The following is a 15,168-nucleotide window of genomic DNA, read 5'->3' as shown; positions in this document are numbered from 1 at the left end:
CCCTTTCCTCCTTTTATTTCAACATTTCAGCCAGTTTGGCTTCCAGTGCGTCGCCGCGCAGGTTTTTAGCGATGATTTTGCCGCTTGGGTCCAGCAGGAACGTGGCCGGAATGGCGCTAACACCGTACTGCTGGGCGGCAAACGACTGCCAGCCTTTCAGGTCAGACACGTGCGTCCAGGTGAGGTTATCGTTGCGGATGGCACGTACCCAGGCTTCACGCTTGCCCGGATTATCGAGCGATACGCTGTAAATGGCAAAACCTTTGTCCTTGAACTTGTCGTACATCCGAACCACATTCGGGTTCTCGTTCCGACAAGGCCCACACCAGCTCGCCCAGAAGTCGATCAGCACGTACTTGCCGCGCAATGATGAAAGCGGTACGGTTGTGCCGTTCGTGTCGGCCAGCGCAATTTCAGGAGCCTCCGAACCAATGTTTACCCCGCGAATCCGGGCAATGTTGCCTATAAACGATTTAGCATGAACACTGTTGGGGTTCTCTTTCTCGAAACGACGGGCCAGTGTATCCAGCGTCGGAAAGTCGGTTTCGGTGCTCAGGAAATTGGTGGCGTACAGGGCTGCCAGCGACGTACCCAGCTCAGGCAGCATGGCCTTCACTTTCTGGGTGTTCTCCCGTGAAGCCTCATCAAACGTCTTCTCGATCTGGCTCATCGTTTTGGCATCATTGCGGGTCTGGGCCTCCTGGTACGATTTCATCAAATCCTGGCCTTTCGCCTGCAAATCGGTTTGCATCTGGTACAGCACCCGGAACTGATCGTTCGTTTTGGCACCGCTCATCGTCACTTTCGGTTTCGGCGTCGGGGCATTTTTTTCTTTGCCTTTTAGGCCCGGCTCAACCAGCACCTCAATGGTTTCGCCGCCTTCCAGCAGCACTGGCATTTTGGTTGTGCCGCCCACATTCACGATGTAGATGTTGCCGCCCTCAGGTACGTTGGTCTTTACCGAAAACCGCTTGTCTGGTCCAACAACTGTCGAGTCGAGCCGGACGGTGGGAGCGTTGTTCGATTCTAAATACACTTTGCTGCCCGGAACGGCATTTTTCAGCAGGCCCGCTACGGTTGCCTGCTTCTGTGCCTGAGCGGCCACGCCAACCAGCAGGAAGGCCAGGCCAAGGAATACTTGTTTCATGTTTGGTTTCAGTTGACTCCTTCGACGGGTTTGGCCGGGAGTCGTTTAATGAGCATCAAAAATCAGCCCAACGTTTTAACCACTAATTGATTCACCAGTTTCGGGTCGGCAGACCCTTTCGATTTTTTCATCACTTCGCCAACAAACAGGCCCAGCAGGTTCTTCTTTCCCTTTCGGTATTGCTCCACTTTGTCGGGCCAGGCAGCGAGTGTCTGGTCTATTAACGATTGTAAGGCGTCTGTATTACGGTTCTGTAACAAGCCGTTAGCCGTTGCAAGTTCAGCAGGGCTGGCATCTGGCTGGGCTACCATCAACCCGAAAATCGTTTGTGCCGCCGTTTGGCTAACCGTGCCATCATCAATGAGACGAATCAGCGCGGCGAGTGCCGTTGCCGACACCGGAAATTGACCTTCCCGCGCCATCCGTTCGGTGAGCTGCGCCTTCAGCGGACCCATTATCCAATTCGAGGCGGCCTTGAAGTTTGGCGTTTCGGCGCAAACTGCTTCGTAGAAATCGGCCAGTTCGCGGGTGTCGGTCAGCAAGGCCGCGTCGTATTCGGGCAAGCCGTAGTGGCTCGTGAAGTTCAGGTACCGTTCGCGGGGGAGAGCGGGCATCTGGGTGCGTATCTCTGCCATCCATTCCTCAGAAATGACTACCGGCATCAAATCTGGATCGGGGAAGTACCGGTAATCGTTCATGCTTTCCTTCTCGCGCATGCCCATCGTCTGGCCCGTGGCGGCATCAAACGTGCGGGTTTCCTGAATGAGCCGTCCACCTGCTTCGGTGACGGCTACCTGGCGGCTGAATTCACTATCGACGGCCCGTTGCACGTTGCGGATCGAGTTGAGATTCTTTACCTCCACTTTTGTGCCCAGTTCGGTAGCGCCGCGTGGCCGGATAGAGACGTTCACATCGCATCGCAGTGAGCCTTCTTCCATGTTACCGTCGCAGATGCCGAGGTAGCGAACCAACCGGCGCACTTCGGTTAAAAACTGCCCTGCCTCATCGGCCGAGCGCAAACACGGTTCCGTCACCATCTCGATCAGCGGCGTACCAGCCCGGTTGTAGTCGAGGCAGGTGGCCGCGGGGTCGGCATCGTGGATGCTCTTCCCGGCGTCTTCTTCAAGGTGAATATGATGCAGTTGAATGGTGGTGTCTTGTAATACGCCGTCGAAATCACGGGCTTTCACCACAATACCGCCACCCACACAGATGGGCCCTTTGTCTTGCGAGAGCTGATAACCTTTCGGCAGGTCGGGGTAGAAATAATTCTTGCGGGCAAACACATTCCGGCGGGTGATCTCACTGCCGCAGGCAATGCCCATCCTGACGGCATACTCGACCGCCACGCGATTGGCTTTGGGCAGTGCGCCCGGATGCGCCAGCGTGATCACGCTCACCTGCGTGTTAGGATCGGCCCCGAACGCGTTGGCATCGGCGGCAAACATTTTGCTTTGGGTCAGCAACTGGCAATGCACTTCCAATCCAATAACGGCTTCGTATTGGGTTGTGGGCGCGTAGACTACGGTCGATTCGGTTTGCATCACAGCAAAGATAAGGTGGTAAGGGGTTTCGGGTTTCAAGTTTCGGGTTTCAAGTTTCAAGTGCGCTGCTTATCTGTAGATTGGTTGATAAGCAGCGCACTTGAAACTTGAAACCCGAAACTTGAAACCTAAAACCTGAAACTTGAAACCTGAAACCTGAAACTTGAAACCTGACACTTGAAACCTGAAACCTCTTACGCACGTTGACCCCCCTGTAAACCCGTCATTCGTTTCGCCTGCATGGAGTGTCAATACGTGCCCCTCTCGGCCACTGGCCAGTTTTCGTCTCTATTCCTCGATTATTTGGCCCAGAAAGAGGCAGTTAAGCCCTTCTACGGTGAGTTTCCTACCCTCGACGCCTTTCCCCGACAGATTCAGCAAAAGCAGTTTTCCGCCGAAAACCGGAACACCTTAGTCGATGTCCTGACGCGACAGTACGCCAACCTGAGCAACCCCGCCGTGGCGGGGCGGGCAGTACCTGATCTGGATATACTGCGCCAGCCCAACACCTTCACCGTCACGACCGGCCATCAGCTAAATATTTTCACGGGGCCGTTGTATGTGGTTTATAAGATCGTAACGATTCTGAATCTGGCGAAAAAGCTGAAGGAGACGTACCCAGCCTACAACTTCGTGCCGGTGTACTGGATGGCGACAGAAGACCATGACTTTGCTGAAATCAATCATTTTCGCCTGTTTGGACGTACCCACAGTTGGGAAACCGGGCAACGTGGCGCTGTGGGGCGCATGAATCCCCGCGAGTTGGCCGATCTGTTGAAGACCATCCCGGAGAAACTGCCGCTCTTTGAACGGGCTTATCTGAACCATACTACGCTGGCCGATGCCGTTCGGCACTACATGCACGAGCTATTCGGTGCTGAAGGGTTGATTTGTCTGGATGCCGATGATGCCGATCTGAAACGAATTTTCTCGCCCATCCTGCGCGACGAACTGCTTCAGCAGAACACAAGTGCATTGGTGAACAGTACAACGGAGGCCCTGAACGAATTAGGGTATAAAACCCCGATTTCGCCGCGTGATATCAACTTATTCTACCTGCTCGATGGCCTTCGCGAGCGTATCACCCGTACCGATGATGGCTACGAGGTACTGAATACGAAGCTACGGTTTACCGAAGCCGAACTACTGGCCGAGCTGGCATCGAATCCCGAACGGTTCAGCCCCAATGTGGTGATGCGGCCGTTATATCAGGAAGCCATTCTGCCGAATCTGGCCTATATCGGCGGGCCGTCGGAAGTGCCGTACTGGTTGCAGCTGAAGGCCGAATTTGACCACTATGCCCTGGCCTTCCCGATGCTGATGCCCCGGAATTTTGCGCTCTACGTACCCAGGGTAGCCGCGCGGCGGATCAACAAACTGGGTCTGACGATCACCGACATGTTCCAGGATGTGATAGCGCTCAAACGAGCCTACGTGGAGCACCATACCGAACACAGCCTCAAATTCGACGCCGAGAATAAGGTGGTGAATAAGGCACTGGCAACCATCCTGCAAAAAGCACAACTCGTTGACCCGACGTTGGAAAGAGCGGTGCTGGCCGAAACAAAGCGATTTGCCAATGCGGTGGTTCGCCTGGAGAAGAAAATGCGCCGTGCCGAAGAACACAACCAGGAAACGGGCGTCCGGCAACTGCTAACGGTCAAGGAAGAACTGTTTCCCGACGGAACACCGCAGGAACGTGCGGATAACTTCCTGACGTTCTACCTCAACGACCCGCAGTTCCTGCAAAAGCTATTGGCCAATTTCGACCCGCTCAACTACCAGATGCAGGTGTGTCTGGAAAGCTAATCTAGCTGCAAAGTCGCCACTGTAGGGCCCTGTTTCGAGTCTTTTTTGTCCTTCCGACGAAGGCGGGATCTTGCGTTTTCTTAAGACACAGATAGGTAAAACGCAAGATCCCTCCTTCGTCGGAAGGACAAACAACAGAAGCAACACCTTCGCACGTCAAGCCCGAGACCTGTTTTCTATGACCAAAACTGAGCTTCGTACCCTATACAAAGCCAAACGGGCCGCTTTATCTTTCGACGACGCATCGCTATTGAGCCAGCAGATCACAGCCCGATTTTTTGCCGATGCGCGTATTCAGGCCTATTTAGTGAGGGCCCATGTCGTTGTGCATACGTACCTGCCTATCGCTCGGCAAAACGAAGTAGATACCTGGCCGCTGATCCATCAACTCTGGCGCGATTTTCCGAAGGTACGTACCTGGTCTTCCATAACAGAGCCGACAAGCCATACGCTCCAGCATTTCCAACTCACACCCGAGACCGCGCTGACCGAAACAAAATGGGGCATTCCGGTCCCGGCAGGTCTGTTCGAGCGCGTGTATGGCCAACCCGATCTGGTGATTGTGCCGCTACTGGCGTTTGACCAACAGGGCAATCGCGTTGGCTATGGCGGTGGCTATTATGATCGTTTTCTTAGCGAAGTCGGGGTCGATTGCCTGAAGATCGGTTTGTCGTTTTTCGAGCCCGTTACCCAAATTGGTGACGTCGAGAAAACAGACATTGAGCTGGATGAGTGCATTACACCTGATAGGTGTGTCTTCTTTTATTAATCAGTAGAGTATGGTTGGTGGCTGGCTTCACAGGGCGCCCTGTAGGTGTTTACCCGTTCAGGTACGATCTGGTCTCAGCAGGACCAACTTACGGCCATCAAGACGGAAGCAGTTATGATAGCTTTGGTAGTAGTGTGGCAATTTCAGGAAACTACATCCAGCCGTTCCATACTCTCATCACGGGTACGTTGTGAGCATGACCAACGGTACATATATCATCGGTTCTTCAGCGAGTTCAGGTAAGGTTCTCTTTAGCACGGTAGACGAATCGGCGATAGGATTTCATAAAGAAGCGGGCAGATGGATTGGCATCTGCCCGCTTCTTCCGTTTTTTGTGGTTAAAAACCCAGCGCTGTCAAGCTTTATGAAACGTCTTTGTTCAGTAGTACTCATCCTGTCGCTGTGTTCGTCCGCTGTTGTTGGCCAGGTACGTTACGGCATCATGGGCAGCGTGCAGGCTTCTAACGTAAGCTCAACGGTCGACCTGTCGTCGCTTGGGCCAACGCTGGGTACGTTAACCGTTCCTATTAATCAGCGGGTTGGTTTTCGGGCCGGTCTAATGGCCGATATACCGGTTACTGATCAACTATCCATCCGGCCGCAACTGCTGTACTCGGTCAAGGGTGGCAACGTCGATGTAGGTACGTTCGTGAGTAACGCACTCGCTAAGTTCGGTCTGCCCAGCAGCACCTTTTCCATCGGAACGTCGATCTCGAAGGTGGTTGTCAATTACATAGAATTGCCCGTTCTGGCGACCTACAGCCTGGATGCCGGTCCGGGGCAACTCGTTGTAGGCGCAGGACCCTATGCGGCCGTTGCGGTGGGCGGTACCATCAACGGCGAGCCGATCAACTTTGATACCAGCAGCTTTCGTAAGCACGACCTGGGCGTAACGGCATCGCTTGGGTACGAACTACCAATGGGACTAACGCTTTCGGCTTATTACGCCCACGGCCTGACCAATTTCTCGAAAAATGCTACGCCAAACCTGGCATCACTTAACCCAACCAACCCAACGGCATCGCTCGACCCGTCGGCCTTTGGCGGCACACTGCGTAACCGGAGCTATGGACTAACAATTGGGTATTTCTTTGGCGGAGGGCGGTAAATATACTCCACTTAATAAATAGTAGTGGTTAACGAAATAATAAGTATAATAAAGTAAGCATATATGTTTACTTTGCGACCTGTTTTCACTCTTGTTTAACTACATCTATTCATTATGTTACGTAAATTTCTTACGGTCTGCGTGTGTACATTAGTTGGCAGTGCTGCTGCTTTTGGCCAGGTATCTGTTGGCGTAAAAGGAAGCTTGCAGTTTGCCAGCCAAAAATATTCATCGTCAGGTTTAGCCATTAGCGGCGACAATATCATTGGTTTTCAAGCTGGTTTACTACTCAATGCACCGCTGACAGAGCAGTTATCACTTCGTCCACAACTTCTTTATTCAACCAAAGGCACTAAGTTTTCGGGTAGTCTGCTAGGTGGCTCCGGTGAAAGCAAGGGTACGCTCAACTACCTCGAATTACCAATTCAACTGGCCTATTCGCTTGAAGTGGGCGAAGGAAACGTCGTCATTGGGGCTGGCCCTTATGTTGCCTATGCGCTTAGTGGCAAGTCGACAGCTACGTTTGGCGGCCAGACAATGACCGAGTCGGTCGATTTTAGTACATCAGACGCCCCAAAACGGTTAGACTATGGCTTGTACGTGTCTGGCGGTTACGAGTTATACTCAGGTCTGGGGCTTTCTGTATACTATGCCCCTGGCCTGGCCAATTTGAGCAAGAGCAACAGTGGTAGTGATGTAACGGGTAAGAACACATCGTACGGCATTTCGCTGAGCTACTTCTTCGGGTCGAACAACTGATACACCATCCTGGAGGCATATAAACGTACCCAGTTCTTCGCGGAGCTGGGTACGTTGTTTTTAACCCGGTTTACCTGCCAAGTATCGAAAAAAGGCTGTACTTTTGCGGTCAATTTTTCAATAAAACGTCGAAAATTCTATGAAAATCGCAGTCGTTGGGGCCACGGGCTTAGTCGGTGGCGAGATGCTGAAGGTACTGGCCGAACGGAACTTCCCGGTCACCGAACTCATTCCTGTCGCTTCAGAGCGGTCGGTTGGTAAACAGGTGATGTTCAAGGGTAAACCCGTGACGGTGGTCGGCTACGATGAGGCCATCGCCCGCAAACCCGCGATTGCCATCTTCTCGGCTGGCGGCAGCACATCGCTTGAACTGGCTCCGCGCTTTGCCGAAGCGGGTATTACGGTAATCGACAATTCGTCGGCCTGGCGTATGGACCCAACCAAAAAACTGGTGGTGCCCGAAGTAAACGCCGACACGCTGACTGCCGACGATAAGATCATTGCCAACCCCAACTGTTCAACCATTCAGATGGTGGTGGTATTGAAGCCGCTGCACGAGAAATATAAGATCAAACGGGTCGTTGTTTCGACCTATCAATCGGTAACCGGAACGGGTAAAGCGGCTGTTGATCAGTTATTTGCTGAACGGACCGGCGATGAGTCGGTCGCTAAAGTGTACCCGCACCCGATCGATCTAAACGTGTTGCCACATATCGACGTGTTCCTCGACAATGGCTATACGAAAGAGGAAATGAAGATGGTGAAGGAAACGACCAAAATCATGGGCGACGACTCGATCCGGGTTACCGCCACTACGGTTCGTATTCCAACTATTGGCGGACACTCAGAAGCCGTAAACATCGAATTTGAGAACGACTTTGCTCTGGCCGACGTAACAAAGCTGTTGAGTGAAGCCGAAGGGGTTGTTGTTCAGGATGATCCTGCCAACAAGATCTATCCAATGCCACTAACGGCTCACGGTAAAGATGAAGTGTTCGTAGGCCGGATCCGTCGCGACGAAAGCCAGGATAACACGTTGAACCTTTGGATCGTGGCTGATAACCTTCGCAAAGGGGCAGCTACCAACGCCGTTCAGATCGCCGAGTACCTGATGAAGCATGAGCTGGTTGGCGAAAGCGCAGCTGTAGCGTAAGTTATTAGTAACGCCGCAACGGTCCGCCGCTGCGGCGGACCGTTGCGGCGTTACAATCATTAATTTAACCGCTCGAAAATGCCGGCTACGCCTTGTCCACCGCCTACGCAGGCCGACACCATACCGTATTTCTCATCGCGCCGCCGCATCTCGTTCAGCAGCTGAACCGATAGCCGCGCCCCGGTAGAGCCTAATGCATGGCCTAAGGCAATGGCACCGCCATTGTGGTTGATCTTATTCCTGTCGAGGCCCAGTTCCTGAATCACGGCTAATGACTGGGCCGCAAAGGCTTCATTCAGTTCAATCTGGTCGATGTCATCCTGTTTCAGACCGGCTTTTTGCAGCGCAATGGGGATTGCCGCTACCGGGCCAATACCCATAATACGGGGTTCAACGCCAGCCGACGCATAGGACATCATACGGGCAACCGGTTTAAGATTCAATTCATTCACCAGCCGTTCTGACATCACAAGCACGAAGGCAGCCCCATCCGACGTTTGTGACGAGTTGCCCGCTGTTACCGACCCCCCGGCAGCAAATACCGGACGCAGTTTAGCCAGGCCTTCTGCGCTGGTATCTTTGCGCGGACCTTCATCTTGCGAAACTGTCCATTCACGGGTTTTCTTCTTGCCGCTTGCTTCATCGAAATAGGTTTCCTTCACGCCAATCGGAACAAGTTCATCGGTGAATTTCCCCGCTGCTTGAGCGGCCAGCGCTTTCTTGTGCGACTCCAGCGCAAATTCATCCTGTGCATCGCGACTGATGTTGAACTGATCGGCTACCTGCTCGGCCGTTAGACCCATACCAATGTAGTAATCTGGATGCGACCTGGCGATTTCGTAGTTCAAGGCAGTTTTCCAACCCATCACGGGTACCATCGACATCGACTCAGTACCACCAGCAATGATGCAGTCGGCCATGCCCGCGTGAATTTTGGCCGACGCGATCGCAATTGCTTCCAGTCCCGAGCCACAGTAACGGTTGATGGTCATACCCGGAACGCTGCTTGGCAAGGATAATAAGGCGATATAGCGCGAAATCTGCATACCCTGTTCCGCTTCGGGAACGGCATTACCTACGATCAGGTCTTCAACGCGGGCAGGGTCGAGGTTCGGTACCTGAGCCAGCAAGTGTTTAATCACTTCGGCGGCCAGATCGTCGGGACGGGTCAGCCGCAAACCACCGCGAGGGGCTTTACCGACTGGGCTACGAAAACCGGCAACAATATATGCGTCCATAAGAAGGGCGTTTGATGTTTCGAGTTAGAGACGCCCCAGGCTACTCGTTCGGGTACGTCTTACCTTATTAACAAAAGTTGATTCGGAATAGTACAAAGATAGAAAAAATAGTATGCGTGCATACTATCTCGTTGGCTGGTATGAAAAAAGCCGCTCCAGAAGAGCGGCTTCACTAAAATAAGATGATTGCTGGAATCAGAAATGGGGATCGCCCGCTTCGCGTTTCCCTAGCATAACGGCGCCGACCATAGCGATCAGGAACAGGACCGAGGCCAGTTCGAACGGGAGAATATAGTCGCTATACAGCACGATACCGAGCCGTTCAACAAGGCCAGTCTGCGTATCGAATGAAGCAGGATTATACGTACCTACCGGAGCTGCGTTGAAGATGGAAAGCAAAAGCACCATCAATACACCGCCCACAATGACACCCGCCGTTTTGGTCAGCGTCACCTTCGATTCTTCATCATCCTGCTTCAGGTTCAGGAACATGATGGCGAACAGAAACAGAACCATGATAGCGCCTGCATAGACAATAATGTTGACGATAGCCAGAAACTGTGCGTTCAGGAGCATGTAATGCCCTGTCAGGCAGAAAAACGTAAAGATCAGCGCAAGCACACTATGGATTGGGTTACGGGCTGTAACAACCGTTATGGCGCTCATCAGTGTAATAAAACCAAGCCCGTAGAACATATAACCGGCGGCGGTCAATGTTTTGAGGTGAGCCAGAAAAGAGTCGAATTGATGCATGTTTTTAAAAGGCTAACGCTTAAGCTACCGACCTTGATAGGGTAGGTTCAGTTGGTGTTGCTTTTACATCCGGGTTGTTACGAACGTACCTGTCGTCGAGTTTCTCAACGAGTTTGTCTTTCCCGTAAATAACACCATCGCGACTGGTTACCACAGGGACCATTCGATCGTGGCGAAGGTAAACGGCCTGTTTGGGGCAGGCTTCTTCACATAGGCCACAGAATATGCAACGCAGCATATTGATCTCATAAACGGCAGCGTATTTTTCTTCGCGATACAAGGCTTCTTCGCCTTTCTTCCGTTCAGCGGCCACCATCGAAATCGCTTCGGCAGGGCAGGCTACGGCGCACAGACCACAGGCCGTACAGCGTTCACGGCCCTGTTCATCGCGTTTGAGTACATGATGCCCCCGAAAAATTGGCCCTAAATAGCGTTTTACCTCGGGATACTGAATCGTCGCCTTCTTCATGAAGAAGTGCCGAATCGTGATGGCCAGGCCGCCAAGAACGGCAGGCAAGTACATCCGTTCGGCCAGCGTCATTTCTTTGTTACTGACCTGTTTTGATCGGTTCGTTAACATGGTAATGGGGAGTTTACTGTGTGCCGTCTTCTGTTGCTCTGCTTGGGTGAGTACTGTAATTGGGCGAAGCAACAGAAGACAGTAAACGTGTTAAACTTAAACTTGCGGCACCGACGCAGGCACGGGGCGCCGGCGGGGTGATTTGAATGCGTTGGTAGCTGCCAGAACGACCATGCCCAGAACAATGAGCCAGGTCGCATACTTGATATTATACAGCAGCCCAGCACCGGTCAGAATAACGTTCAGGATCGACAGCGGGATAAGTGATTTCCAGCCCAGGTTCATCAATTGGTCGTAGCGGAACCGGGGCACCGTCCAACGTACCCACATGAAGAAAAAGATGAAAAAGAAGATCTTGGCAAAGAGTACAACCGTACCGATCAGTGTCGCGACATTGTGACCCGCTACAGTACCGAGCGAATTAACTAGCGCATCGTGAACCTGGGTCATGAATGGATAGTGAAAACCGCCAAAATAGAGCGTCGAAATCACCGCCGACGAGGTGAACATATTGATGTATTCCGAGAACAGGTAAAAGCCCAATTTCATTGAGCTGTATTCTGTATGGTAGCCACCAATCAGTTCCGTTTCGCATTCCGGCAAATCAAATGGAGTACGGTTGCACTCAGCAAAGGCGCACGTCAGGAAGATAACGAAGCCCAGGGGTTGTGTAAACACATTCCATTCCCAAACATTGGCCTGTTCATCGACAATATGCCGCAGTGATAATGAACCGGTCATCATCAGAATAGCAATGATTGACAGACCCAGGGCCACTTCGTAGCTGATGTTTTGCGAAGCCGCCCGAATCGCCCCAAGCAGTGAGAACTTGTTATTCGAGGCCCAGCCACCAATCATAATCCCGTAAACGCCCAGCGACACTACACCAAACACATACAGGATCCCCACGTTAACATCAAGGCCCTGCACAGGTACGTCAACGTTCTCGTAACGGATACTATCACCGAAAGGAACGACAGCGCTCGACATCAATGCCGTGAGCATGGCCAGGCAGGGTCCTAAAATGAATAGCCACTTGCTGGCCTGAGCCGGAATAAAATCCTCTTTAAAGAACATTTTACCGGCATCGGCAATAGGCTGAAGCAGGCCCAGCGGACCTGCCCGGTTAGGACCAATACGGTCTTGTAAGAACGCTGCTACTTTCCGTTCGGCATAGGTCGAGTAGGTAGCAATCAGCAGGGTAATCCCGAAAATGGCCAGGATTACGAGTGATTTGATGATGAGAACGGTAAGATCCATAAATTACTGTTGAAAAGCCTTCAGTTTCTGTTTTCCGTTGTTCGCCATAAGTCAGGAAGTGCCTCATCAGCAGAGCAACAGAAAACAGGAACAGAAGACAGTAAACTATTCTTTTGCCGAAGGCAATGTTTTGGCGAAACGTTCGGGAGGCAGCTGTTGAATATCCAGTTGCGAGGTATCACGCTCATCGTTGATGGGCTTGTACTCAGCAGCGGCCACGCGTGCGCCAAAAGAGGGGAGAGTCAGGTCTTTACGGTATTTGTTGGCCGAAATCACAGACGCTCGCGAAATCTTCGTTGGCCCTTCTACCACCCAGTCGGCCGTGTCTTTTTTGTCGAAGCGGCAGGTGTTACAGATAAATTCTTTTACCTCGCCCCATTCATTCTTTCGCGCTGTTACCCGAATAACATCGCTGCCCCGATACCATAACGATACCTTGCCTGAACAGGTTGGGCAGTCGCGGTGCGCATCAACGGGTTTGGTAAACCATACCCGGTTTTTGAAGCGGTACGTTTTGTCGGTCAGTGCGCCAACGGGACAAACATCAATGACGTTGCCTGAGAAATCGTTGTCGATGGCCTTTTCGATATACGTACCTATCTCTGAGGCATCGCCCCGGTTCAGTACGCCATGCACGCGTTTTTCGGTGATCTGATCGGCCGTATACACGCAACGGTAGCACAAAATGCAGCGCGTCATGTGTAGTTGGATATACGGGCCAATATCCGTTTTCTCGAACGTACGGCGTTCTTCTTCGTAACGGGTCTGCGCGGCACCATGCTCAAAGGCGAAATTTTGCAGATCGCACTCGCCAGCCTGGTCACAAACAGGGCAGTCGAGGGGGTGGTTGATGAGCAGAAATTCAACAATGCCTTTGCGGGCTTCCAATACAGCCGGATTCGAGAAATTCTCAACAACCATACCGTCCTGAACCGGCGTGATGCACGAGGCAACCAGTTTCGGCATGGGGCGCGGATCTTTTGTTGACCCGGCAGCCACCCGAACCAGACAGGCCCGGCATTTACCACCACTGCCTTTCAGCGGCTCGTAGTAACACATGGCCGGCGGTGCCACTTCGGGACCAATTTTACGGGCTGCCTGAAGAATAGTTGTCCCCGGCTCAACTTCGACCTCGATGCCGTCGACGGTTACTTTGACTAACTGAACTTGATTATCAACCATGTTTTGAAGGCAGTTCGCTTGCCCAAAAGGGGCGCTACTATGTATAACGATAAAGAAGTCGATTAGCCTATTAAGCGATCCTTCTTTAACTGTAAAATAACTACACAACCATCAGAAACCCAACTTTTGAATGTCGGCGACCCAGGCTTCGACCAACGGCATTTCAGCTTTCCCCACATAGTTTTTTTCGGTTAGCAGCCGATAACAGCGGAGTAGATTAGCATGGATGTGGGCAGTGCCATGTGGCAAGTCTAAATCGGCAAGATCGCGGCAGATCTGAAGGTTCTGTGTATACCCACTGACTTCGTCGTCAAAGTCGCGCATCAGGTTATGTTCATTCCGCTCCTGCCACACCGTTGCGTTGTGGAAGAGTATGCTCCATCCGCAGGTCCAGGCTACTCGTTGCGCTACATAGCTGCGCCAGATATCAGTCATCCGGAAACTGCAATGCGACGGCAGATAAAGCAGCGGAAAAGCCTCCGGGAACCAGGTTGTATTCTGACTGTTGAAGGCACACCAGGCGCCATTGCCAAGGGCTATGCTCTCGCGCTGCTCAAATGAAACAGGCAGTGGCAACGTCAGGCGATAAATGGCGTCGACGTCCGGGTTTTCATCGGCCAATCCCTGCTGAATAGGGCAAAGTACATCAGATAAACCAGGCAATTGGGGGAGTGGATCGTGGAGGTGCTCCAGTGCATAACCCCGCGGCCAGATGTGCTTATCAGTAAAGTACTTGTACACGTTTGTCCAACCCGTTTCAGTCAGGTTGTGTGCCGGCTGGGTACGTTGCCGGGTTTCCCAGAAAGGGGCCCGGGGGTAATTGTCGTCGTCTGTTTCCAGAATGACTTGCGCTCCCTGCTGCATGGCCACCAGGTAGCCAAGGTTTTTTCGACCATAATGCCGGGTCGGCAGGTCTTTAACCAGCGCGAACGGGAGGGCCAGCTGCCGGTTGATGTCCCAGAAGTCGCAGCCAGGGAGGTCGAACTGGGCAGGTGACTTTGTATCGCCCATCACCACAAACTTGACGCCGTGTGCCGTCGATTGATCAGCACAGTCTTTCAGAACGGCATTGGGAGCCGATATGGAGGTAATGACTAGATAGGTAGTGTCGTTCATATGTTTTTCTACTCGATCAGCGCTGGTTTTCCTGACAGGCGCAGTTTAAAATAGTACCAGAGCGTGGAGAGCGAATTTTTAATGGCGTTGTCTGAAACGCTGGGCGATGGTGCCCGGTAATGAATGGGAATTTCGGCGAATCGTTTTTTACGAAGCAGGTAGCGTAATTCAGTCTGATAAAAGTGGGCCGTCGACTTCAGCGGATAAGCGGTGAACTCGGCTACCGTACTGGCATGAAACCCCTGAAAACCAGACGTCATGTCGTGCATAGTACTGCCTAGCAACAAGTTCGATAAAATCGTGCCTATTTTAGACAGAAAGGTGCGCTTGAAATTCGACTTGTAGATTGACCCTCCATTGATGAACCGACTGCCAAATGCGCACTCATTGCCTTCGTTCAGCACACGCAGAAACATTGGAATAGCGCGTGGGTCGTGGGAGAGGCCGGCATCCATTTCAATGATAATATCGTGCCCATTTTTAAGCGCCTCACGATAGCCGCGCAGATAGGCATCAACAATATTGCGGTTTTCGGGCGCCCAGATGGTGATAAAGCGTTGATCGCGTACCGATAATTCCCTGGCCAGTTCGAGGGTTCGATCTTTGGTTACGCTATCGATGACCATGTAGACACAACCACATTGTAGCTTGTCTAATTCGGTGGCGAGTGCCGAGGTGTATTCCGCAAATTCTTTTTCTTCATTCGCCATTGGTGTAACAATGGCGAAATTGTTTTCGTAGAAAAGCACG

At 52.1% G+C, this 15,168-nt stretch carries 15 protein-coding genes; 6 read left to right on the top strand and 9 right to left on the bottom strand.

What is annotated here, in order from left to right; genetic code table 11:
* Positions 1–13: 13 nt before the first annotated feature.
* On the bottom strand, positions 14–1,147 hold the full coding sequence (locus ACAW75_RS02225) for a redoxin domain-containing protein (RefSeq protein WP_370727034.1): 1,134 nt from the start codon (positions 1,145–1,147) through the stop codon (positions 14–16).
* Positions 1,148–1,209: 62 nt separating this feature from the next.
* Complete coding sequence (gene gatB / locus ACAW75_RS02220) at positions 1,210–2,691, bottom strand: Asp-tRNA(Asn)/Glu-tRNA(Gln) amidotransferase subunit GatB (protein WP_370727033.1); 1,482 nt, start codon at positions 2,689–2,691, stop codon at positions 1,210–1,212.
* Between the two features lie 240 nt (positions 2,692–2,931).
* Here gatB and bshC point away from each other — a divergent pair, with 240 nt between their 5' ends.
* The 6 genes from bshC to ACAW75_RS02190 all read left to right on the top strand — a co-directional run bounded on the left by bshC (position 2,932) and on the right by ACAW75_RS02190 (position 8,289).
* Positions 2,932–4,500 carry a bacillithiol biosynthesis cysteine-adding enzyme BshC gene (gene bshC, locus ACAW75_RS02215; RefSeq protein WP_370727032.1) on the top strand — a complete coding sequence of 523 codons (1,569 nt, stop codon included), beginning with the start codon at positions 2,932–2,934 and terminating at the stop codon, positions 4,498–4,500.
* 178 nt (positions 4,501–4,678) lie between these two features.
* Positions 4,679–5,269, top strand: coding sequence for a 5-formyltetrahydrofolate cyclo-ligase (locus tag ACAW75_RS02210; protein WP_370727031.1), 591 nt, complete (start codon positions 4,679–4,681; stop codon positions 5,267–5,269).
* Positions 5,251–5,463 (top strand): hypothetical protein, encoded by a 213-nt coding sequence (locus ACAW75_RS02205; RefSeq protein WP_370727030.1) that lies wholly within the window; start codon positions 5,251–5,253, stop codon positions 5,461–5,463. The genes ACAW75_RS02210 and ACAW75_RS02205 overlap by 19 nt, the downstream gene beginning before the upstream one ends.
* A gap of 170 nt (positions 5,464–5,633) precedes the next feature.
* Positions 5,634–6,377 carry a porin family protein gene (locus tag ACAW75_RS02200; RefSeq protein WP_370727029.1) on the top strand — a complete coding sequence of 248 codons (744 nt, stop codon included), beginning with the start codon at positions 5,634–5,636 and terminating at the stop codon, positions 6,375–6,377.
* A gap of 114 nt (positions 6,378–6,491) precedes the next feature.
* Positions 6,492–7,136, top strand: a complete 645-nt coding sequence (locus ACAW75_RS02195; protein WP_370727028.1) for a porin family protein — start codon at positions 6,492–6,494, stop codon at positions 7,134–7,136.
* 139 nt (positions 7,137–7,275) lie between these two features.
* Complete coding sequence (locus ACAW75_RS02190) at positions 7,276–8,289, top strand: aspartate-semialdehyde dehydrogenase (protein WP_370727027.1); 1,014 nt, start codon at positions 7,276–7,278, stop codon at positions 8,287–8,289.
* Between the two features lie 59 nt (positions 8,290–8,348).
* Here ACAW75_RS02190 and ACAW75_RS02185 read toward each other — a convergent pair whose 3' ends face one another.
* The 7 genes from ACAW75_RS02185 to ACAW75_RS02155 all read right to left on the bottom strand — a co-directional run bounded on the left by ACAW75_RS02185 (position 8,349) and on the right by ACAW75_RS02155 (position 15,167).
* Complete coding sequence (locus tag ACAW75_RS02185) at positions 8,349–9,527, bottom strand: acetyl-CoA C-acyltransferase (protein ID WP_370727026.1); 1,179 nt, start codon at positions 9,525–9,527, stop codon at positions 8,349–8,351.
* Between the two features lie 195 nt (positions 9,528–9,722).
* Positions 9,723–10,280, bottom strand: a complete 558-nt coding sequence (locus ACAW75_RS02180; RefSeq protein WP_370727025.1) for an NADH-quinone oxidoreductase subunit J family protein — start codon at positions 10,278–10,280, stop codon at positions 9,723–9,725.
* A 19-nt stretch (positions 10,281–10,299) separates the two neighbouring features.
* Entirely contained in the window at positions 10,300–10,860 is a 561-nt protein-coding gene (locus tag ACAW75_RS02175) for a NuoI/complex I 23 kDa subunit family protein (RefSeq protein ID WP_370727024.1), read from the bottom strand.
* A gap of 96 nt (positions 10,861–10,956) precedes the next feature.
* Positions 10,957–12,120: an NADH-quinone oxidoreductase subunit NuoH gene (nuoH, locus tag ACAW75_RS02170; RefSeq protein ID WP_370727023.1), complete on the bottom strand. Its 1,164-nt coding sequence runs from the start codon at positions 12,118–12,120 to the stop codon at positions 10,957–10,959.
* A 105-nt stretch (positions 12,121–12,225) separates the two neighbouring features.
* Complete coding sequence (locus ACAW75_RS02165) at positions 12,226–13,302, bottom strand: NADH-quinone oxidoreductase subunit G (protein WP_370727022.1); 1,077 nt, start codon at positions 13,300–13,302, stop codon at positions 12,226–12,228.
* Positions 13,303–13,413: 111 nt separating this feature from the next.
* The gene (locus tag ACAW75_RS02160; protein WP_370727021.1) at positions 13,414–14,418 is read right to left on the bottom strand and encodes an STELLO glycosyltransferase family protein; all 1,005 of its coding nucleotides are present in this window, start codon (positions 14,416–14,418) and stop codon (positions 13,414–13,416) included.
* Positions 14,419–14,426: 8 nt separating this feature from the next.
* On the bottom strand, positions 14,427–15,167 hold the full coding sequence (locus tag ACAW75_RS02155) for a glycosyltransferase (RefSeq protein WP_370727020.1): 741 nt from the start codon (positions 15,165–15,167) through the stop codon (positions 14,427–14,429).
* Position 15,168 lies beyond the last annotated feature (1 nt).

The organism is Fibrella arboris, assembly GCF_041321095.1.
GTDB lineage: Bacteria > Bacteroidota > Bacteroidia > Cytophagales > Spirosomataceae > Fibrella > Fibrella arboris.
This window is presented reverse-complemented; position numbering and strand designations above follow the sequence as displayed.

Coding starts and splice junctions, on each gene's coding strand:
- ACAW75_RS02190 (WP_370727027.1), top strand. CDS start 7,276: ATGAAAATCGCAGTCGTTGGGGCCACGGGCTTAGTCGGTGGCGAGATG.
- ACAW75_RS02200 (WP_370727029.1), top strand. CDS start 5,634: ATGAAACGTCTTTGTTCAGTAGTACTCATCCTGTCGCTGTGTTCGTCC.
- ACAW75_RS02180 (WP_370727025.1), bottom strand. CDS start 10,280: ATGCATCAATTCGACTCTTTTCTGGCTCACCTCAAAACATTGACCGCC.
- gatB (WP_370727033.1), bottom strand. CDS start 2,691: ATGCAAACCGAATCGACCGTAGTCTACGCGCCCACAACCCAATACGAA.
- bshC (WP_370727032.1), top strand. CDS start 2,932: ATGGAGTGTCAATACGTGCCCCTCTCGGCCACTGGCCAGTTTTCGTCT.
- ACAW75_RS02185 (WP_370727026.1), bottom strand. CDS start 9,527: ATGGACGCATATATTGTTGCCGGTTTTCGTAGCCCAGTCGGTAAAGCC.
- ACAW75_RS02225 (WP_370727034.1), bottom strand. CDS start 1,147: ATGAAACAAGTATTCCTTGGCCTGGCCTTCCTGCTGGTTGGCGTGGCC.
- ACAW75_RS02160 (WP_370727021.1), bottom strand. CDS start 14,418: ATGAACGACACTACCTATCTAGTCATTACCTCCATATCGGCTCCCAAT.
- ACAW75_RS02175 (WP_370727024.1), bottom strand. CDS start 10,860: ATGTTAACGAACCGATCAAAACAGGTCAGTAACAAAGAAATGACGCTG.
- ACAW75_RS02195 (WP_370727028.1), top strand. CDS start 6,492: ATGTTACGTAAATTTCTTACGGTCTGCGTGTGTACATTAGTTGGCAGT.
- ACAW75_RS02210 (WP_370727031.1), top strand. CDS start 4,679: ATGACCAAAACTGAGCTTCGTACCCTATACAAAGCCAAACGGGCCGCT.
- ACAW75_RS02165 (WP_370727022.1), bottom strand. CDS start 13,302: ATGGTTGATAATCAAGTTCAGTTAGTCAAAGTAACCGTCGACGGCATC.
- nuoH (WP_370727023.1), bottom strand. CDS start 12,120: ATGGATCTTACCGTTCTCATCATCAAATCACTCGTAATCCTGGCCATT.